Genomic DNA, 20028 nt, shown 5'->3' on the forward strand with positions numbered 1-20028 from the left:
TTACCATTGCAATATTACTGTCCCCTTGACCTCGAACGGAGGCAGCGTGATCAGTGAAGGCATCTCCGCCGTCGACTACCACGCCGGCGGCGAGCCGTTCCGGATCGTCACCAGCCTGCCCGAGATCGCCGGGGCGACGGTGGCGGAGAAGCGCGTCGCGGCGATGACCGACGGGGAGGTCGACGGACTCCGCCGGCTCCTCTGCTCGGAGCCGCGTGGTCACGCCGACATGTACGGAGGCTTCATCGTGCCCCCGGACGACCCGGGAGCGCACTTCGGTGTGCTCTTCTGGCACAAGGACGGTTTCTCCACCGCATGCGGGCACGGCACCATCGCCCTCGGCGTGTGGGCGGTCGAAAGCGGTCTGGTGCCGGCCGACCCCACGGGCGTCACCAACGTCGTGGTCGACGTGCCGTCGGGCCGTGTCACGGCCCAGGTCTCGACCACCGGCTCCAGGGTCACCGCGGTCGACTTCGTCAACATCGCCAGCTACGTCCTCCATGACGAAGTCGTGGTGCCGACGTCCCGCGGGCCGGCCCGGTGTGTGATCGGTTTCGGTGGCGCGATCTACGCCCAGGTGCCGGCCTCGGCACTCGGTCTCGCGGTCGATGTCGCCTCTCTCCCCGCTCTGATCGAGGCCAGTCGCGAGATCAGGACATGGCTCAACGCGACCGCCTATGCCGATCACCCTCTCGACTCACGGCTCAGCGGCATATACGGGGTGATCTTCTTCGAAGATCTCGGGGCCGACGCCGACGGGAACCCCCGACAGCGCAATGTGACCGTCTTCGCCGACGGCGAGGTCGACCGTTCGCCCTGTGGTTCGGGGACGTGCGCACGGGTCGCCACGCTCCACGCGACCGGCGGGCTCAAGCAGGGCCAGGCCCTCGTCCACTCCTCGATCGTCGATTCGACGTGGCTTGCCCGGGTGACGGACACCATCGAGGTCGCCGGGCGCGACGCGGTGATCCCCGTGGTGACCGGGCGCGCCTTCCGGACCGGGGAGCACAAGTTCGTCGTCGACCCCGAGGACGACATGGTTCCGGGCTTCGTGCTTCGCTGAGGTCGGCGATGATGACAAGGCCGGGGGCGACCGGGCCGAAGATCCGGGCAGAGCCGATCACACGCAAGCTCGATGGAGACACGATGCATGCCGTCTTTTCCACGGGAGATCTGCAGTTCTCATCGGTATCCCGGGAAAGCAGTCTGCGTCAGCAGGTCACCGAGGCCATACGTGCTGCGCTGATCGCCGGGCGGATGCGGCCCGGCGTCGTCTACTCCGCTCCGGTTCTCGCCGAGATGCTCGGGGTGTCGGCCACGCCGGTGCGTGAGGCCATGCTCGATCTGGCCAGAGAGGGGCTCGGCGAGGTCGAGCGCAACAAGGGCTTCCGTGTGACCGAGGTGTCCGACCAGGAACTGGACGAACTCGCCGAAGCGCGAATCCTGCTCGAGGTCCCCACGATGGGTGCCGTCGCCGAGCGCTACGACGAGTCGATGAACGCCGTGTTCGGCACGCTCCGGCAACTCGCGCGCGACCTCGAGACGGCCGCCGAGGCCGATGAGCTCATCACGTACATGCGGCTGGACACCGAGTTCCACACCACCTTTCTCGCGCTGCACGGCAACACCGAGGTCGTCAAGGTGGTCCGGCAGTTGCGCGGTCGCAGTCGCCTCTACGGTCTCGAAGCCCTGGCGCGCTCCGGCCGGCTGTTCCAGTCGACACGCGAGCACATGCAGATGATCGACCTCGCGACCGCGAAGGACCGGCCCGGTCTCGAGGCTCTCACCCGCACCCACATCGAGCACACACGGACGATCTGGGCGTCAGGGCAAGACGGCTAGCCCACAGTCAGGAGAAGACCATGGACGTGATCACCATCGGTCCTGAGGAGATCCGCTCCGCCATCCCCATGTCGGATGCGATCGACGCGGTGCGGGCCGGATTCGTCGCAATGCGGCGAGGCGAGTTCGAGATGCCGACGCGGACGGCTCTCAGAGACGGCGCCTTCCTGGTCATGTCGGCCCACCACCGCCCGACCGCATCGACGATGGTCAAGACGCTGAGTCTCAACTTCACCGACCGCACGCCGGCCATCGTCGGCACCGTGGTCTGGAGTGAACTCGGTCACGCTCGTCACCTGGTCGCCGATGCCGCCGAGGTGACCCGCATCCGAACCGGCGCGATCGTCGGCGTCGCCACCGACCTGCTCGCCCCGGCAAGGCCGGCACCTGCGCCATCATCGGTGCCGGCGGACAGGCCGCCGACCAGATCCGCGCCGTGCACGCCGTCCGCCCGCTCACCGGACTCGAGATCGTGGGCACCACCCGCGATCGCGCCGAAGCACTGGCCGACGTCATTCGCGCCGAACTGCCCGTCACCGACATCGTCGCCGGCACCGATGCCGACAAGGCCGTCCGTGATGTCGACATCGTCTGCTGCGCGACCACCTCGACGACGCCGTTGTTCTCCCTCGACTCCCTGGCCGACCGCGCACACGTCAACGCCATCGGCTCGTTCCGCCCGACCATGCGGGAGCTCCCCGACGAACTGCTCGCCGACGCGACCGTCGTGATCGACGAGCGGGAGGCCGTCCTCGAAGAAGCCGGCGAGGTCATCCACGCCCTCCGGCAGGGTGCGATCACCGAGGGCCATCTCATCGAACTCGGAACCGCCCTCACCGACGGCGTGCCGCCCCGTGCCGGACGTACGGTCTTCAAGACCGTCGGCGTGGCCATGCAGGACTGGGCGATCGCCCACCTGCTCGCCCAGCGCTATCTTCCGAACGAATGAGGCCGTTCCCGTGAACGCCGAAGGGGCTTTCCGGCTCGTCGGGACGAGCCGGAAAGCCCCTTCGGTGATGCTTCAGAGGGTGAAGTCGCGGCCCTCGAAGGGGCCGATGACCGTCAGGGTCATCGAGCGGCCCAGGATGTCGCGGCCGACCGTGCGGACGTCGTCCAGCGTGACGGCCTCGATGCGGCCCAGGATGTCGTCGACCGAGAGCAGGCTGTCGTAGACCAGCTCGCTCTTGCCGATGCGGCTCATCCGGGACCCGGTGTCCTCAAGACCCAGCACGAACGATCCTCGCAGCTGGCCCTTGCCGCGCTCGAGCTCCTCCTCGGTGATGCCGTGCTCGGCCACCTTGGCGACCTCTTCGCGGCAGATCTCGAGGACCTCGTCGACCTTGGCGGGCAGGCAGCCGGCGTACACCCCGAAGATGCCGGTGTCGGCGTACTGGGTGTTGTAGCTGTACACCGAATATGCCAGGCCGCGCTTCTCGCGAATCTCCTGGAACAGCCGGGAGGACATCCCGCCGCCGAGCGCGGCGTTCAGGACGCCGAGGGCGAAGCGTCGCTCGTCGGTGCGGGTGATCCCGACGGTGCCGAGGATCAGGTTGGCCTGCTCCGTCGGCCGATCGAGTGACCGTACGCCGGGGGTCGGCGCCGCGCCGGGGCCGCCTATCCGCGGCTCGGTGGGCCGCTGCCCGGCGTCGCCGAGGACGCCCGCGAACGCCGCCTGGACCTGCCGTACGACCTCGTCGTGGTCGATGTTGCCGGCCGCCGAGACGACGAGGTTCTGCGGGACGTAGCGGTCCCGGTAGTACCGCGCGATGCGGTCCCGGCCGATGCCGCTGATCGACTCGACGGTGCCGAGGATCGGGCGGCCCAGCGGCGTGTCGCCGAACAGTGCCGCGGAGAACTCGTCGTGCACCGCGTCGGTGGGGTCGTCGTCGTGCATGGCGATCTCTTCGAGGATCACCCCGCGCTCGGCGTCGACGTCCTGCGGCTCGATGAGCGAGTCGATCACCATGTCGGAGACGACGTCGATGGCCAGCGGCATGTCGGAGTCGAGCACCCGCGCGTAGTAGCAGGTGTACTCCTTGGCGGTGAAGGCGTTCATCTCACCGCCCGCCGCGTCCATCAGCGAGGAGATCTCCAGCGCGGTGCGCTTGCGCGTGCCCTTGAACAGCAGGTGCTCGAGGTAGTGGCTCGCGCCCGCGTCCTCGACCGACTCGTCACGCGAGCCGACGCCGGCCCAGATGCCGAAGGCCACCGACCGGACGGTCGGCACGGTCTCGGTGACGACGCGCAGCCCACCCGGCAGGACCGTCCGCCGGACCACCCCGGCGCCGTCGGCGCCGGGGTGTACGACGTAGGTGGAGCCGGGCTCCTGCTCCCTGGCGAGGACCGTCATGAGTTACGGTCGCTGTCGCCGCCACGGCCGCTGCCGCCGCTGCTACGGGTGCGACGCCGGCGAGGGCGCTCACCCCCGTCGCGGCTCTCCCGGCGCTCCGGGCGCTCGGCCCGCTCGCCGTCCTCGGCGGGCGCCGGCGCCTCGTCGGAGTCGGAGGCGGGAGCGGCCTCGGCGGCCGCGGCCTCGCGCTCGACGACCTCGACCGGGACCAGCGACAGCTTGCCGCGGTTGTCGATCTCGGTGACCTCGACCTGGATCTTCTCGCCGACCTTGATGACGTCGTCGATGTTCTCGATCCGCGCGCCGCCGTGCAGCTTGCGGATCTGGGAGATGTGCAGCAGGCCGTCCTTGCCGGGCAGCAGCGACACGAAGGCGCCGAACGTGGTGGTCTTCACCACGGTGCCGAGGTAGCGCTCGCCGACCTCGGGCATGTGCGGGTTGGCGATCGAGTTGATCGCCTGCCGCGCGGCCTCGGCGGACGGGCCGTCGGTGGCGCCGACGTAGATCGTGCCGTCGTCCTCGATCGTGATCTCGGCGCCGGTGTCGTCCTGGATCGAGTTGATCATCTTGCCCTTGGGGCCGATGACCTCGCCGATCTTGTCGACCGGGACCTTGATGGTGATGATCCGCGGCGCGTTCGGGCTCATCTCGCCCGGGGCCTCGATGGCCTCGTGCATGACGTCGAGGATCGCCAGCCGGGCGCCCTTGGCCTGCTTGAGCGCGGCGGCAAGGACGTTCGCCGGGATGCCGTCCAGCTTCGTGTCGAGCTGCAGGGCCGTGATCACGTCGCGGGTGCCGGCGACCTTGAAGTCCATGTCGCCGAAGGCGTCCTCGGCGCCGAGGATGTCGGTCAGCGTGACGTACTCGTCGCCCTCGTTGATGAGGCCCATCGCGATGCCGGCCACCATCTCCTTGAGCGGGACGCCGGCCGACAGCAGCGACATGGTGCTGGCGCATACGGAGCCCATCGAGGTGGAGCCGTTCGAGCCGACCGCCTCCGACACCTGCCGGATGGCGTACGGGAACTCCTCACGCGTCGGCAGCACCGGGAGCAGTGCGCGCTCGGCGAGCGCGCCGTGGCCGATCTCGCGCCGCTTCGGCGAGCCGACGCGGCCGGTCTCCCCGGTGGAGTACGGCGGGAAGTTGTAGTTGTGCATGTAGCGCTTGGTGCGCTCGGGGTTGAGCGTGTCGATCATCTGCTCCATGCGGAGCATGTTCAGCGTGGTCACGCCCATGATCTGGGTCTCGCCGCGCTCGAACAGCGCCGAACCGTGCACGCGCGGGATGACGCCGACCTCGGCGGTCAGCTGGCGGATGTCCTTCACGCCACGGCCGTCGATGCGGACCTTCTCGGAGATGACCCGCTCGCGGACGAGCTTCTTGGTCAGCGCGCGGAACGCGGCGCTGATCTCCTTCTCCCGCTCGACGAAGTCGGGGCCGACCTTCTCGGCCGCCAGGGCCTTGACGCGGTCCAGCTCGGTCTCGCGCTCCTGCTTGCCCGCGATCGTGAGCGCCTGGGCCAGCTCGGTGCGGACGGCCGCCTCGACGGCGCCGTACACGTCGTCCTGGTAGTCCAGGAAGATCGGGTACTCGGCCGTCTCCTTGGCCGCCTGCTCGGCGAGGCTGCTCTGCGCCTGGCAGAGGACCTTGATGAACGGCTTGGCGGCCTCCAGGCCCTCCGCGACCGTCTCCTCGGTCGGCGCGACCGCGCCCTCGGCGACGAGCTTCAGCGTGCCGGTCGTCGACTCGGCCTCGACCATCATGATCGCGACGTCGCCGTCCTCGAGCACCCGGCCGGCGACGACCATGTCGAAGGTCGCCTTCTCCAGCTCCGGGTGGGTGGGGAACGCCACCCACTGGCCCTCGATCAGCGCGACGCGCACGCCGCCGATCGGGCCGGAGAACGGCAGGCCCGCGAGCTGGGTGGACATCGACGCGGCGTTGATCGCCACGACGTCGTACAGGTGCTCCGGGTGCAGCGCCAGGATCGTCTCGACGACCTGGATCTCGTTGCGCAGGCCCTTCTTGAACGAGGGGCGCAGCGGCCGGTCGATGAGCCGGCAGGTGAGGATCGCGTCCTCGCTCGGCCGGCCCTCGCGGCGGAAGAAGGAGCCGGGGATGCGCCCGGCGGCGTACATCCGCTCCTCGACGTCGACGGTCAGCGGGAAGAAGTCGAGGTTCTCCTTCGGCTTCTTCGACGCGGTGGTCGCGGACAGGACCATCGTCTCGTCGTCGAGGTAGACGACGGCCGAGCCGGACGCCTGGCGGGCCAGCCGGCCCGTCTCGAAGCGAATCTTGCGTTGGCCGAATGCGCCGTTGTCGATGACGGCTTCGGCGATCTTCACACCATCCACGATGTGAAACCTCCTTGGGTCAGGTGGGAAATCCCGCATCCGTACCCGGAGGTGCAGCGCTCTGGTAAGAGGTGCCGGTCTTCGATCGAAGCCGTCGGATCGTCTGTGATCCGAGGGCCACTACCGAGGACCGGCCCCCGACACACCGTACGGGCGGCCGCGGGCTGTTGTGGAGTTATACGAAGAGAGGGAGCGGCATGCGCCGCTCCCTCCCGGACGTTATCGGCGGAGGCCGAGACGCTCGATCAGCTGCCGGTATCGGTTGATGTCCTTCTTCTGCAGGTACTGCAGAAGCCGGCGGCGGCGGCCGACCATCAGAAGCAGGCCACGACGGCTGTGGTGGTCGTGCTTGTGGGTCTTCAGGTGCTCGGTGAGCTCGTTGATCCGCTTGGTGAGCAGCGCGACCTGAACCTCGGGCGACCCGGTGTCACCGTCGACGGTGGCGTACTCGGCCATGATCTGCTTCTTGGTGGCGGTGTCCAACGACACGGCTCTCCTTCTCTATCGGGTACGCGGTATGGAGTTCGAATGCACCCGGAAACCATGCGTACCCACAGTCTCCTGGGTGGAGGGGCCGCGGCTCGGTGAGCCGCCTCGCCGTACGCGGGGCAGCCGACTACTGCCGGTCACTTCCCCAGCGGCAAATCACGGTACCACGACATGCCGAGCAGCCCATTATCAAGCTCAACGACGCCGTCCGCCGGGATGTTCCCCACGGGCCAGGTCAGGACGCGGTGATCTCCCGCGCCCGCGCGACGTCGTCGTGCATCCGCTCGATCAGCGCCTCGATCGAGTCGAACTTCAGCGTGTCGCGCAGCCGGGCGGTGAAGTCGACGCTCACGTGCTCGCCGTACAGGTCGAGGTCGTCGCGGTCCAGGGCGTACGCCTCGACCGTGCGCTCCTGCCCCTCGAACGTCGGGTTGGTGCCGATGGAGATCGCCGCCGGCCAGCGCGCGTCGGGAGAGCCCGCCGAGTCGTCGCCCCGCGCCCGCCCGTACCCGGCGCAGTTCAGGTCAGCCGGCGTACACCCCGTCGCTCGGGATCGCGGTGTGCGGCAGGGTCTCCAGGTTGGCGGTCGGGAAGCCGAGCTCACGGCCGCGCCGCGCGCCGCGGACGACCACGCCCTCGACCCGGTGCGGACGGCCCAGCAGCTGCTCGGCGCCCTCGATGTCCCCGGCGGCGAGCCGCTCGCGGATCCGCGTCGAGGAGATCGGCTCGCCGTTGGCGACGAGCGGGACGCCCTCCGCCTCGAAGTCGTACTTGTCCCCCAGCTCCCGCAGCAGCGCGACGTCTCCGCGCGCCTTGTGGCCGAAGCGGAAGTCCTCCCCCACGACCACGCGCGCCGCGTGCAGCCGGTCGACGAGCACCGACTGGACGAACTCGTCAGGCACCATCCGGGACAGCTCCAGCGTGAACGGCAGGATCATGACCGCGTCGGCGCCCAGGCCCGCCAGCAGCTCGGCGCGCCGCTTCGGCGTGCACAGCAGCGGCGGGTGCGTGCCGGGCCGCACGACCTCGTCCGGATGCGGATCGAACGTGATCACCACCGACGGCAGTCCGAGCTCACGTGCGAACTCCGACGCCCGGGCGACGATGCGCTGGTGCCCCCGGTGCACCCCGTCGAACACTCCGATGGTGACGACGGACCTGCCCCAGTCGGCGGGCACCTCGTCGAGGCCATGCCAACGTCGCACCTGTCCACCCCTTCTCGCGGTCTCCCTTAGCCTGCCACACCGATGACAACGGGTCGGTTCCGGCTCATGATCGGCCCATGCCCATCGCCTGGAGACCCGTGCTGGCCGTCAGTGTCGCGGCCGGCGTCGTACTGACCGTGCTGAGCGCCCGGTACGGCTACCACCGGGATGAACTGTACTTCCGCGCCCTCGGTGCGCACCCCGCATGGGGGCACCCGGACCAGCCGCCGCTCGTCCCGCTGTACGCGGCCGCCGCCGGAGACTCGCTGATGCTGCTGCGCCTGCCCGCGACACTGGCGTTCATGGCGGGCGTGGTGCTGACCGCCCTGATCGCCCGGGAGATGGGCGGCGGCCCGCGCGCCCAGACGGTCGCGGCGCTGGCGTGGGCGGTCACACCGGCGCTCGCGGTCGGCGGTCACCTCATGCAACCGACGATCTTCGACGTCGTGGCCTGGGCCGCGGTGACCTTACTGGTCACCCGCTGGGTACGGGTCCGCGACGACCGTCTCCTGCTCGGCGTCGGCCTGGTCACCGCGGTCGCGCTGCAGATCAAGTTCATGATCGTGTTCTTCCTCGCCGCGCTGGCGGTGGGAGTGGTGGTGGCCGGGCCGCGGGCGCTACTGCGCCGCCCGCTGCTGTACGCCGGTGCGGCGGTGGCCGTCCTCGCCTGGCTGCCGGGCCTGTGGTGGCAGGCCCGGCACGGCTGGCCGCAACTGGAGATGGGCCGGGTCATCGCGGCCGAGGGCTCCGACGGCGGCCGGCTGGGCTTCCTACCCTGGCAGGTGATCGACACAGGTCTCCTCACCGCGCCGATCTGGATCGTCGGGCTGGTGCGGCTGTGGCGGGGGCCGTGGCGGCTGTTCGTCTGGGCCTACGCGTTCCTGCTGCTCGTCTTCCTGATCACCGGCGGCAAGCACTACTACACGATGGGCGCCTACCCCGCGCTGTGGGCCGCCGGCGCGCAGGTCGTCGAGCGGTGGCGGCTGCGGCCGGTGATGTTCGGAGTCGCGGCGCTCACGACGATCGGGCTGCTGCTGCCGGTGTATCCGCTGCGCGTCCTGCACGCGACGCCGGAGGCGGCGATCAGCTATGACGTCCGCGAGACGGTGGGCTGGCCGGAGCTCACCGCGGCGGTGGCGAAGATCTACCGTCCCGGCTACGTCATCCTGGCCGGCGACTACGGCGTCGCGGGAGCGATCGACCGGTACGGCGCGGCGTACGGCCTGCCGAAGGCCCACAGCGGCCACAACGGCCTGTGGTACCTCGGGCCGCCGAAGAACGACGGCGCTCCCGTGATCGTCCTGCCCGCGGCGCGGGAGTTCCTCACGCGGTACTGGTCCGACGTCCAGGTCGCCGGCCGGGTCGACGACGGCGTACGGATCGACAACGAGGAGCAGGGGCAGCCGATCTGGATCTGCCGGGGTCAGCGGGTGCCCTGGGACCGGCTCTGGCCGCGGCTCAAGCGGCTCGCCTGAGCCTAGGGGGGTGTCCGGTGGGTCTTGTTCGCCGCGCAGCCGGACGAAGATCCACCGGCCACCCCCTAAAGGGCCCCGTCGGAGGCGTACGGGCGCAGGCGGACCTGGATCTCGCCGCAGACGCAGCGGCTGTAGGTGACGACGCCCTCGGAGGTGAAGTGCCTCGAGAGGACCTCGTAGACGTCGGACTCGGGCCAGCCGCAGGTCGGGCAGTCACTCACCGGGATTCCGCCTGTAATCGAATAGATTTGGATGACGCTTACATCCAAGCACATCGTGGAAGATGGATCAATGCGGATTACGGGCTACAAAAGCCATGGCGTCGGGGCCGCCGCCGCCCTCGTCAACGCGGTCACGAGCCGCGACGGCGACGGCGGTGACGAGGCGTTGCGGGCGGTCCTCGGCGAGCACGGGTTCTTCGTGCAGCGCTTCACCTCGGCGACCGCGGCCGAGCTGCGGCCCTGGGCCCGCACGCTCCGCTCCTTCTTCGAGGCCGAGAGTCTCGACGCGGCGGTGGGGCTGCTGAACGGCCTGCTGTCCGACGTGCCGATGCATCCGCACCTGGCGGACCACGACCAGCTGGGGCTGCACGTCCACTACGCGCCGCCCGAGGTGGACCTCGCGCACCGGGTCCGCGCGACGACGCTGATGAACCTCGCCGAGCTGCTGTGCGACCACGGCATCGACCGGATCGGCGTGTGCGCCGCGGCCGACTGCGACCGGGTCTACGCCGACGACTCCCGGGGCGGGCGGCGCCGGTTCTGCTCCGACGCCTGCGCCAATCGAACGAACGTCGCCGCCTACCGCGCCCGCCGCCGCACCGTCACCTGAGGGCGAGACGCCCGCTCAGAGCACGCGGGAGCCGCTGGAACAGAACGCGAGGCGCCGCGTCAAGCCGGATGCCCGCTCAGAGCACGCGAGAGCCGCCGGAACAGAACGCGAGACGCGTCGAGCCGGATGCCCACTCGGAGCACGCGGGAGCCGCCGGAACAGAACGCGAGACGCGTCGAGCCGGCTGCCCGCTGAGGGGACGCCCGGCGACCGGTCAGGGCACGAAGACGGCGAGAGGCTTGGCGACGGGGCCGTGCTCCTCGACCAGGGCCAGCAGGGTGCCGTCGGGGCCGAAGACGCCGATGGGCCCCTGGCCGAGCCCCGTCGCGGCCAGCCGGCCGCCGTGCGCGATCTTCCGCGCGTCGTCCTCGGAGACGTCGAGCCGGGGGAACGCGGCGGCGACCGCCTCCTCCATCGGCAGCACGGTGAGCTCCTCGGAGAGCCGGTCGATCGTGTGCGCCATCGACAGGTCGTACGGGCCGACGCGGGTGCGGCGCAGGGCGGTCAGGTGACCGCCGACGCCCAGGGCCGCCCCCAGGTCGCGGGCGAGCGCTCGGATGTAGGTGCCGCTGGAGCAGGTGATCGTCGCGGTCACGTCGAGCAGGTCGCCCTCGCGGCGGAAGTCGCCGAGCCCGAACTCGTACACGGTGACGGTGCGCGGCTTGAGCTCGACCTCCTCGCCGGCCCGGGCCCGCTTGTACGCGCGCTCGCCGTTCACCTTGATCGCGCTGACCTGCGGGGGGATCTGCTCGATCGGCCCGGTCAGGTCCACGACGGCGTTCCGTACGGCGTCCTCGGTCACCTCGGCCGCCGAGGCGGTCGCGGTGGGCTCGCCCTCGGCGTCGTCGGTGTTGGTGGACTGCCCGAGGCGGATGACGGCCTCGTAGGTCTTCTCGGTGAGCGCCAGGTGCCCGAGCAGCCGGGTGGCCTTCTCGACCCCGACGACCAGCACGCCCGTCGCCATGGGGTCGAGGGTGCCGGCGTGCCCGACGCGTCGGGTGCCCGCCAGCCGGCGCATCTTGCCCACGACATCGTGGGACGTCCAGGCCGGCTTGTCGACGATGACAAGTCCGTTCATGGGCGCGCGGCTACCTCGATCTGGGTCAGGAGCTCGCGCAGCCGGGCGACGGCCTGCTCGACCTCGCCGTGCAGGGTGAAGCCCGCCGCGGTGGGGTGGCCGCCGCCGCCGAGGGCCACGCAGGCCATGCCGACGTCGATGCGGCCCTTGGACCGCGTGGACACCTGCCAGGCGCCCTCGTCGTCCTCCTTGAAGACGACGGCGACCTCCGCCTCGTCCGTACGGCGGACGACGTCGATGACGCCTTCGAGCAGGTCGTACGAGAGGCCGTGCGCGGCGCGGTCGGCTCGCGTCACGGTCGTCCAGACCATGCCGAGACCGTCCGCGACGTCCGGCTCCAGCCGGGCGCGGCCGAGCGCGGCCGCGAGCACGGGCAGGTATCCGAAGGGGGCGCGGTCCCAGACCTCGCGGGCGACCCGCTCGGGCCGGATGCCCGTCGCCAGCAGCCGCTGCGCCAAGGCGTGGACCTCGGGGGTCGTGGTCCGGTACTTGAACGAGCCGGTGTCGGTGACCAGCCCGACGTACAGGTCGAGCGCGATGTCGTGGGTGAGCGGGACGCCCAGCCGGTCGATGAGGTCCTCGACGATCACGGCGGTGGCCGCGGCGCCGGGGGCGACCAGGTGCGTGGTGCCGAACCGGGTGTTGGACGCGTGGTGATCGACGACGATCAGCTCCCGCGCCTTCCCTGCGTTGGCCGCCAGGCTGCCGAGGCGGTCGCTGCCCGCCGCGTCGAACGTGATCATCACGTCCGGCTCGGCGGGGAAGTCGGCCGGGTCGGTGAGCAGGTCCAGGCCGGGCAGGAAGCGCAGGATCCGCGGCACGACGAACGCGTCGCCGAACGAGGCCGTGAACGGCTTGCCCAGCGCGCGCAGCGCCTGCGCGAAGGCCAGCATCGAACCCAGCGCGTCGCCGTCGGGCCAGACGTGGCAGGCGATGCACACCTCGTCGGTCCGCTGGATCGACTCGACCGCCCTGTCCCACTCGTCGGCGGCGATGGCTGGGACCCTACCCGGCGCGGAGTTCACGACCGGGAGTATCCCGCGTCGTCGCCACCGTCGCTGTCGGTTTCGTCAACATCGTCCTCGATCAAGGTCTCCCGGTACGGGTTGGCGTCACCCGCGGGCCGGGCCTTCTCCGCCGCCTTGGCGACCCGCTCGTCGGCGGCGCGCGCCTTGGCGAGCAGATCGTCGATCTGGCGGGCGTTGTCGGGAATCGCGTCCGGCACGAAAGTGAGGCTGGGCGTGTGCCGCACGCCCGTGCGCTTGCCCACCTCCGAGCGGATCACACCCTTGGCGCTCTCCAGCGCCGCGGCGCTGTCGGCGCGCTCGGCGTCGCTGCCGTACACGGTGTAGTAGACCGTCGCGTCCCGCAGGTCGTTGGTCAGCCGCGTGTCCGTCACGGTCACGAAGCCGAGCCGCGGGTCCTTGATCCGCCGCTCCAGCATCTCCGCGACGATCTGCTGAATGCGATCGGCGAGCTTGCGAGCCCTCGCGGGGTCGGTCACAGTTCCTCCATTGTCGTTCGGCCGCCCGACCGGCCTGGGTCGGGGCGGGCCCTCACCGATGCCTCGCGAACGTCACTCACGACTCCTCTTCATTGAAGAGCCGCTGCCTGGCGGACAGGAGCTCGACCTCCGGCCGCCCGGCGATGAGACGCTCGCACGCCTCGAGCACCTCGACGCAGTTGCCCGCCGTGTCGGACACGACCGCGACGCCGATCTCCGCCCGCCGGTGCAGGTCGAGGTTGCCGGTCTCGGCCGCCGCGACCGCCGGAAACCGACGTCGTACCTCGGCGACGATCGGGCGGACAACGGCACGCTTCTGTTTGAGCGAGCGTACGTCGCCGAGCAAAAGGTCCAGAGTCAGCGATCCCACATACACAACGGTCACCCCGCGCGATCCGTTCCGGTCATCCGCATTTCAGTCACCGGCGCAGGGACGGCCGACAGCGAGATGGCGTGCGACAGAGCCGCACGCCACCGTGGAGCCCACGCGGAACGGATGACATCCGTCCGCGTGGGCTCACGCCGTCTCGAAATCAGGCCGTCCGGGGCCTTCGAGGGTCAGACGCGCGGCTTCTCCCGCATCTCGAAGGTCTCGATGATGTCACCGAGCTTGATGTCGCCGTAGCCGATCCCGATACCGCACTCGAAGCCCTCGCGGACCTCGGTCGCGTCCTCCTTGAACCGGCGGAGCGAGGACACCGTGAGGTTGTCGGAAACGACCACACCGTCCCGGACCAGCCGCGCCTTGCTGTTGCGGTTGATCGTGCCGGACTGGACCATCGAACCGGCGACGTTGCCGATGCGCGGCACCTTGAAGATCTCGCGGATCTCCGCGGTGCCGAGCCGCACCTCTTCGTACTCGGGCTTGAGCATGCCCTTGAGTGCGGCTTCGACCTCCTCGATCGCCTGGTAGATGACCGAGTAGTAGCGGATGTCGACGCCCTCGCGGTCCGCCAGCTCCTGCGCGTTGCGCTCGGGACGGACGTTGAAGCCGATGATGACCGTGCCCTCGGACGTGAGCGAGAGGTTCACGTCGTCCTGGGTGATCGCACCGACACCGCGGCGGATGACGCGCAGACCGACCTCGTCGCCGACGTCGATCTTGAGGAGCGCGTCCTCCAGGGCCTCCACCGAACCGGACACGTCGCCCTTGATGACGAGGAGCAGCTCCTGCACCTCGCCCTTCTCGAGGTCCTTGAACATCTCCTCGAGAGTGCGACGCCCGCGGCTGCGGAGCAGCTCGGCGTTGCGCTTGCGGGCCTGACGGCGGTCGGCGATCTGCCGGGCCATCCGGTCGTCGTCGACGACGATGAAGTTGTCGCCGGCGCCGGGCGTGGCCGACAGGCCGAGCACCAGGACCGGACGGGACGGCAGCGCCTCCTCGACGTTGTTGCCGTTCTCGTCGAGCATCGCCCGGACGCGGCCGAAGGCCTCACCACAGACGATCGAGTCGCCGACCCGGAGCGTGCCGCGCTGCACGAGCACGGTCGCCACGGAGCCGCGGCCCTTGTCGAGGTGCGCCTCGATCGCGACGCCCTGCGCGTCCTGGGCCGGGTTGGCCCGCAGGTCGAGCTCGGCGTCGGCGGTCAGCACGACCGCCTCGAGCAGGTCGTCGATGCCCAGCCGCTGCTTCGCCGAGATGTCGACGAACTGCGTCTGGCCACCGAACTCCTCGGCGACGAGGCCGTACTCGGTGAGCTGGGCGCGCACCCGCTGCGGGTCCGCCCCCTCCTTGTCCACCTTGTTGACCGCGACGACGATCGGCACACCGGCCGCGTTCGCGTGGTCGATGGCCTCGGTGGTCTGCGGCTTCACCCCGTCATCGGCGGCGACCACCAGCACGACCAGGTCGGTCGTCTCGGCGCCACGGGCACGCATGGCGGTGAACGCCTCGTGACCCGGGGTGTCGATGAAGGTGATCTTGCGCTCCTGGCCGTCGACCTCGGTCGCGACCTGGTAGGCGCCGATGTGCTGGGTGATGCCGCCGGCCTCGCCGGCGACCACGTTGGCATTGCGGATGGCGTCGAGCAGCTTGGTCTTACCGTGGTCGACGTGACCCATGACGGTCACGACCGGCGGACGCGACACGAGGTGCTCGTCGCCGCCCTCGTCCTCACCGAACTCGATGTCGAAGGACTCGAGCAGCTCGCGGTCCTCGTCCTCGGGGCTGACGACCTGGACGTTGTAGTCCAGCTCCGCACCGAGCAGCTGCAGGGTCTCCTCGTTGACCGACTGCGTCGCCGTCACCATCTCACCGAGGTGCAGCATCACCTCGACGAGCGACGCCGGGTTGGCGCCGATCTTCTCGGCGAAGTCGGTCAGTGAGGCGCCCTGCGGCAGCCGGATGGTCTTGCCGCTGCCACGGGGAACACGCACGCCGCCGATCGCCGGCGCCTGCATGTTGTCGAACTCTTGACGCCGCTGCTTCTTGGACTTGCGGCCCCGCGCGGGACGCCCGCCCGGACGGCCGAACGCGCCCTGCGTGCCACCACGGCCGCGACCGCCGCCACCGGGGCGCGGGCCGCCGAAGCCGCCACCGCCACCCGGACGGCCGGCACCGCCGCCGGCACCCGCCGGACGGCCGAAACCGCCGCCGCCACCGGGACGACCGCCGCCACCGGGACGACCTCCGCCGCCGCCACCGCCGGGACGGCCACCGCCGCCACCGCCGGGACGACCGCGCCCACCGGGACCGCCGGGACCGCCGGGGCCACCGGAGTCCCGCTGCGGACGGGACGGCATGTTCATCGGGCTGGGCCGCGGGCCGCCAGGCCGAGGCGGCATGCTGCCCGGGTTCGGACGGGGACCGCCCGCGCCCGGAGCACCCGGACGGCCGGAAGCCGCCGGACGGTCGCCACGCGGCGCACCACCCGGACGGTCACCACGCGGCGCACCACCCGGACGGTCACCACGCGGCCCACCGGGACGGTCACCGCGCGGACCCGCGGGGCGATCGCGGTCGCGGTCGCCACGCTGGCCGGGCGGACCCGGACGGGGACCCGGCTTGGGCGCCGAGCCCATGCCCGTGTTGGTCGAAGAGAACGGGTTGTTGCCCGGACGGGGACGACCCCCGCCGGGGCGCTGACCGGGCGCCGCCGGACGCTGCCCGCCGGGGCCACCGGAACCACCGGGGCCGCCGGAACCACCCGGACGGGGACCCGGCTTCGGCCCAGGACCCGGACGGCCGGCGCCGGGCGCCGGACGGGGACCGGGCTTCGGCCCAGGGGCACCGCCCTGCGGGGCCGGCGCGCCGCCCTGCGGGGCGGGGGCACCGCTCTGCGGGGCGGGACGGGGCGCCGCGGGACGCGGCGCGGGCTGACGGGGACCCGGCTTCGGGGCCTCGGGCGCCGCGGGGCGCGCGGCCTCCGCCTTGAACTCGGGCCGCAGGTCCGGCCGGGGCTGCTGCTCCGGTCGGGGCTGCTGCTCCGGCTTGGGCTCCTGCCTCGGCGCGGCCGGCTTCGGACCCGGAACCGGCCTGTTGCGCGGACCCGGCTTCGGAGCCGGGGCCGATCCTCTTCTGTCGGCGGACGGCTTCGCCGGTCCGCCACCGAAAGCTTCTTTAAGTCTGCGTACAACCGGCGCCTCGATCGTCGAGGACGCCGAACGGACGAACTCGCCCATTTCGTTGAGCTTGGCCATGACGGCCTTGCTCTCGACACCGAACTCCTTGGCGAGCTCGTACACCCGGACCTTTGCCACTGCACTCCCTACTCGGCCCGGGGAAACGCGTCCTCGGACCGTCGCTACCTTGCGGTAATCATCGCTGCGTGCTCATCGAGCGCTCATAGCAATCTCGACCTGCTTCCGACTAGACGTCGCTTACAAACCGTCCTGCTGTGACTCGAACCAGTGCCGGAGCGCACTGACGTCGAGCGGCCCCGGCAGGCGGAACGCCCGCGGAAACGCCCGACGACGCTCGGCCAGCTCAAGACATGCCAGGTCAGGGTGCAGGGAGGCGCCCCGGCCCGGCAGTCGCCCGTGCGGATCGGGGGCGATGGAGCCCTCGATCACGACCAGGCGCAGCAGGTCGGACTTGGCCGCACGAACCCGGCAGCCCACACACGTGCGCTGCGGGGCCGCTCGGCCACGATTAATGAGTCTACCGCGTCGACGCGTCTGCGGGACCGGCCGCATGCTCCCCTTCGGTGGATGATCCGGTCTCCGTGTCGGGCCGGATGTCGATCCGCCAGCCGGTGAGACGGGCGGCGAGGCGGGCGTTCTGCCCTTCTTTTCCGATCGCCAGGGAGAGCTGGTAATCGGGCACGATGACCCGCGCGACCCGCCCCTCTGCGTCGACGACCTCAACGTGGTTAACCCGCGCCGGAGACAGGGCATTCCCGACGAACTCGGCGGGCTCGTCGGACCAGTCGACGATGTCGATCTTCTCGCCGTGCAGCTCGTGCATAACGTTTCGGACTCGGCTGCCCATCGGCCCGATGCAGGCGCCCTTGGCGTTGACCCCCTGCTTGCGGGACCGCACCGCGATCTTCGTGCGGTGACCGGCCTCACGGGCGATCGCCGCGATCTCCACGGTGCCGTCGGCGATCTCCGGGACCTCGAGCGCGAAGAGCTTCTTCACCAGGTTCGGGTGGGTCCGGGACAGCTTCACCAGCGGTCCGCGGTGCCCCTTCTTGACCTGCACGACGTAGGAGCGGATCCGCTCGCCGTGGTCGTAGTTCTCGCCGGGGACCTGCTCCTCCGGAGGCAGGACGCCCTCGAGCTTGCCGAGGTCGACGAGGACGTTGCGCGGGTCCTTGCCCTGCTGGATCACGCCCGCCACGATGTCGCCCTCACGCCCGGCGTACTCGCCGAACGTCAGCTCGTCCTCGGCGTTGCGCAGGTGCTGCAGGATGACCTGTTTCGCGGTGGTCGCCGCGATCCGGCTGAAATTGGTCGGCGTGTCGTCGTACTCCCGAACGCCGACGCCCTCCTCATCGGTCTCCGTCGCCCATACGGTGACGTGACCGGACTTCCGGTCGAGCTCGACGCGCGCCTTGAGCGCCGCGCCCTCGGTCCGGTGGTACGCGATGAGCAGTGCTTCCTCGATCGCCTTGACCACGAGGTCGAGAGAGATGTCCTTCTCACTCTCGAGACTCCGCAGGGCCGTCATGTCGATGTCCACGAGGCCTCCCCCTAGTCCTCGTCGCCGGCGGCGCCGTCGTCGTCGCCCCGGCGGTTGAACTCCACCTGGACCCGGCCGCGGGTGAGCTCGGCATAGCTCAGCCGGTGCTCGCGGCCGTCGCTGTCCAGGACGACGGCTGTGTCGTCGGCGCTCGTGACCCGGCCGGTGATCTCCCCGCCCTCGGTGAGCGTCGCGCGGACGAGACGGCCGACCGCGCGCCGCCAGTGCCGCGGCTGGGTGAGCGGCCGGTCGACGCCCGGCGAGGTCACCTCGAGGACGTACGCTCCGGAGCCCATCGCGTCGCTTTCGTCGAGGAGCTGCGAGATCTCCTGGCTGACGTCCGCGACGCCGTCGAGGCTGACCCCGCCGTCGGCGTCGATGATGACCCGCACCTGCCGGCGCTTCCGGCCGGGGTCACGATCACGTCCTCAAGGTCGAACCCGGCGCCGGCGATCACGGGTTCGAGCAGCCGCATGAGCGCGGCCCGGGTCTCGTGCCCGGACCCGCGCCGGCCCGCCTGAGCGCTGCCACGGCGGCCGTCCACGCTCATGTGGGCCCTCCTCCATGCCTGATGGGACGGTGGCCGCCCGATGCGCCCACTCCGCACCCAAGACTATCCACAGCCGAGGGGGCCGGGTGCCCGCATCGCCAGCAGCCGGGTACACCCTTGTGGAATGCTTGCGCAGCGAAGTGGATCAGATCATGAACGGAGTCACGCTTGGACGCGCTGCGGTTCCCGGGTCCCACGCGGCGCGCGGCGATGCTCGGCGGCTCCGCTGCGGCGCTGACCGCGATGGCCGGATGCACCAGTGTGGGCCAGGCGAAGGCGCCTCCCCCGGGCCCCGATGTGTCGGTGCTGACCACCGCCATCGAGAGCGAGTCATCCCTCATCGCCCTGTACGAGGCGGTGCTCGGCGCGCACGGGACCCTCGCCGACCGGCTCAAGCCGCTGCACGATCACCACACGCAGCACCTCGCCGTCCTGCAGCGCCACTACGTCCCCGGCACGAAGACCGGCACCGCGACGCCCACGCCACGCGCGACGGTCACCGCGCCGGGCAGCGAGTCCGGGGCCCTCGCGGCGCTGCGGTCCGCCGAGCGCAAGGCCGCCGCGGCCCGCGCCGACGACGTCCGCCGCGCCGGCCCGGCGCTCTCCCAGTTGCTCGCCTGCATCGGCGCCTGCGAGGCCGGCCACGCCCAGGCCCTGGCCGGAGGGCTCCGATGAGCGGGCCGCGGTGGCGCGCGGCGCCCCGGAGACGAGCAGAGGTCACGGCGAGGAACATGCGATGAGCGGTGCACAGGACACGGTGGCGGCGCTGCAGGCGGCGCTCGCCGCCGAGCACGTCGCCGTCTTCGGCTACGGCGTGCTCGGCGGCCACGTCGCACCCGGGCAGCAGCAGAACGTCACGCTGATCTGGACCGCCCACCGCAGCCGGCGCGACCGGCTGCGCACCTACATCCAGTCCGGCGGCGGCCGTCCGGTGGCCGCGGCGGCCGCGTACCGGCTGCCGTTCAAGGTCACCTCGGCGAGCAGCGCCGCGCGGCTCGCCGCCGCGCTGGAGGACGGCGTGGTCGCGGGGTACGCGGTCCTCGCCGGGGCGAGCGACCCGAACCTCCGCCGCTACGCCGCCCAGGCGATGCAGGAGGCGGCGGTGCGCGCGGTCCGCTGGAGGGGCTCGCCACCTGCGGAGGCCTTCCCGGGCCTCCCGTCGAACGCCCTCTCTCCCAAACCCGCGGAGTAGATGCCGTAACCTGCCCGGGACAACCGATATGGGGGT

17 protein-coding genes and 3 pseudogenes are annotated in these 20028 nt (G+C 71.0%); 7 read left to right on the forward strand and 13 right to left on the reverse strand.

From position 1 onward, the window contains the following. Nucleotides 1-46: 46 nt before the first annotated feature. The 3 genes and pseudogenes from ACYVF7_RS45350 (at nt 47) to ACYVF7_RS45360 (ending at nt 2791) form a co-directional block, all read left to right on the forward strand. Nucleotides 47-1063, forward strand: a complete 1017-nt coding sequence (locus ACYVF7_RS45350; protein WP_460352160.1) for a proline racemase family protein — start codon at nt 47-49, stop codon at nt 1061-1063. A gap of 83 nt (nt 1064-1146) precedes the next feature. Further along, entirely contained in the window at nt 1147-1842 is a 696-nt protein-coding gene (locus tag ACYVF7_RS45355) for a GntR family transcriptional regulator (protein WP_460352161.1), read from the forward strand. A 68-nt stretch (nt 1843-1910) separates the two neighbouring features. Next, nucleotides 1911-2791 (forward strand): annotated as a pseudogene (locus tag ACYVF7_RS45360) (ornithine cyclodeaminase family protein). 72 nt (nt 2792-2863) lie between these two features. Here ACYVF7_RS45360 and ACYVF7_RS45365 read toward each other — a convergent pair. From ACYVF7_RS45365 to ACYVF7_RS45380, 4 genes and pseudogenes are all read right to left on the reverse strand, one after another. Further along, complete coding sequence (locus ACYVF7_RS45365) at nt 2864-4192, reverse strand: M16 family metallopeptidase (RefSeq protein ID WP_460352162.1); 1329 nt, start codon at nt 4190-4192, stop codon at nt 2864-2866. Then, nucleotides 4189-6546 (reverse strand): polyribonucleotide nucleotidyltransferase, encoded by a 2358-nt coding sequence (locus ACYVF7_RS45370; protein ID WP_460352163.1) that lies wholly within the window; start codon nt 6544-6546, stop codon nt 4189-4191. Before ACYVF7_RS45370 ends, ACYVF7_RS45365 begins: the two co-directional genes overlap by 4 nt. A 219-nt stretch (nt 6547-6765) precedes the next feature. Further along, nucleotides 6766-7035, reverse strand: a complete 270-nt coding sequence (gene rpsO / locus ACYVF7_RS45375) for a 30S ribosomal protein S15 (RefSeq protein WP_345431709.1) — start codon at nt 7033-7035, stop codon at nt 6766-6768. Between the two features lie 235 nt (nt 7036-7270). Continuing rightward, a pseudogene (locus ACYVF7_RS45380) lies at nt 7271-8240 on the reverse strand (bifunctional riboflavin kinase/FAD synthetase). Nucleotides 8241-8317: 77 nt separating this feature from the next. On the opposite strand from ACYVF7_RS45380, the gene ACYVF7_RS45385 reads away from it, so the two are divergent. Beyond that, entirely contained in the window at nt 8318-9715 is a 1398-nt protein-coding gene (locus tag ACYVF7_RS45385; RefSeq protein WP_460352164.1) for a glycosyltransferase family 39 protein, read from the forward strand. Between the two features lie 65 nt (nt 9716-9780). Here the strand turns inward: ACYVF7_RS45385 and ACYVF7_RS45390 are convergent, their stop codons facing one another. Further along, complete coding sequence (locus tag ACYVF7_RS45390) at nt 9781-9936, reverse strand: hypothetical protein (RefSeq protein WP_460352165.1); 156 nt, start codon at nt 9934-9936, stop codon at nt 9781-9783. A gap of 70 nt (nt 9937-10006) precedes the next feature. On the opposite strand from ACYVF7_RS45390, the gene ACYVF7_RS45395 reads away from it, so the two are divergent. Further along, nucleotides 10007-10546 (forward strand): CGNR zinc finger domain-containing protein, encoded by a 540-nt coding sequence (locus ACYVF7_RS45395; RefSeq protein ID WP_460352166.1) that lies wholly within the window; start codon nt 10007-10009, stop codon nt 10544-10546. Between the two features lie 214 nt (nt 10547-10760). On the opposite strand, the gene truB is transcribed toward ACYVF7_RS45395, so the two are convergent. From truB to rimP, 8 genes and pseudogenes are all read right to left on the reverse strand, one after another. Beyond that, entirely contained in the window at nt 10761-11624 is an 864-nt protein-coding gene (gene truB / locus ACYVF7_RS45400) for a tRNA pseudouridine(55) synthase TruB (protein ID WP_460352167.1), read from the reverse strand. Then, complete coding sequence (locus tag ACYVF7_RS45405) at nt 11621-12649, reverse strand: DHH family phosphoesterase (protein WP_460352168.1); 1029 nt, start codon at nt 12647-12649, stop codon at nt 11621-11623. The genes truB and ACYVF7_RS45405 overlap by 4 nt, the downstream gene beginning before the upstream one ends. Then, nucleotides 12646-13128 (reverse strand): 30S ribosome-binding factor RbfA, encoded by a 483-nt coding sequence (gene rbfA / locus ACYVF7_RS45410; RefSeq protein ID WP_460352169.1) that lies wholly within the window; start codon nt 13126-13128, stop codon nt 12646-12648. Before rbfA ends, ACYVF7_RS45405 begins: the two co-directional genes overlap by 4 nt. 76 nt (nt 13129-13204) lie before the next feature. After that, nucleotides 13205-13504 carry a DUF503 domain-containing protein gene (locus ACYVF7_RS45415; RefSeq protein ID WP_460358473.1) on the reverse strand — a complete coding sequence of 100 codons (300 nt, stop codon included), beginning with the start codon at nt 13502-13504 and terminating at the stop codon, nt 13205-13207. Between the two features lie 182 nt (nt 13505-13686). After that, the gene (infB, locus tag ACYVF7_RS45420) at nt 13687-16827 is read right to left on the reverse strand and encodes a translation initiation factor IF-2 (protein ID WP_460352170.1); all 3141 of its coding nucleotides are present in this window, start codon (nt 16825-16827) and stop codon (nt 13687-13689) included. 120 nt (nt 16828-16947) lie between these two features. After that, nucleotides 16948-17187 carry a YlxR family protein gene (locus tag ACYVF7_RS45425; protein WP_345431719.1) on the reverse strand — a complete coding sequence of 80 codons (240 nt, stop codon included), beginning with the start codon at nt 17185-17187 and terminating at the stop codon, nt 16948-16950. A gap of 40 nt (nt 17188-17227) precedes the next feature. Next, on the reverse strand, nt 17228-18250 hold the full coding sequence (gene nusA, locus ACYVF7_RS45430) for a transcription termination factor NusA (protein ID WP_460352171.1): 1023 nt from the start codon (nt 18248-18250) through the stop codon (nt 17228-17230). A gap of 11 nt (nt 18251-18261) precedes the next feature. Continuing rightward, nucleotides 18262-18725 (reverse strand): annotated as a pseudogene (gene rimP / locus ACYVF7_RS45435) (ribosome maturation factor RimP). Between the two features lie 243 nt (nt 18726-18968). Here rimP and ACYVF7_RS45440 point away from each other — a divergent pair. Together ACYVF7_RS45440 and ACYVF7_RS45445 are read left to right on the forward strand one after the other, a co-directional pair. Then, complete coding sequence (locus tag ACYVF7_RS45440) at nt 18969-19475, forward strand: hypothetical protein (protein ID WP_460352172.1); 507 nt, start codon at nt 18969-18971, stop codon at nt 19473-19475. 61 nt (nt 19476-19536) lie between these two features. Continuing rightward, the gene (locus ACYVF7_RS45445; RefSeq protein WP_460352173.1) at nt 19537-19992 is read left to right on the forward strand and encodes a ferritin-like domain-containing protein; all 456 of its coding nucleotides are present in this window, start codon (nt 19537-19539) and stop codon (nt 19990-19992) included. Nucleotides 19993-20028 lie beyond the last annotated feature (36 nt).

The sequence above is a fragment of the Actinoallomurus acanthiterrae genome, assembly GCF_054775715.1.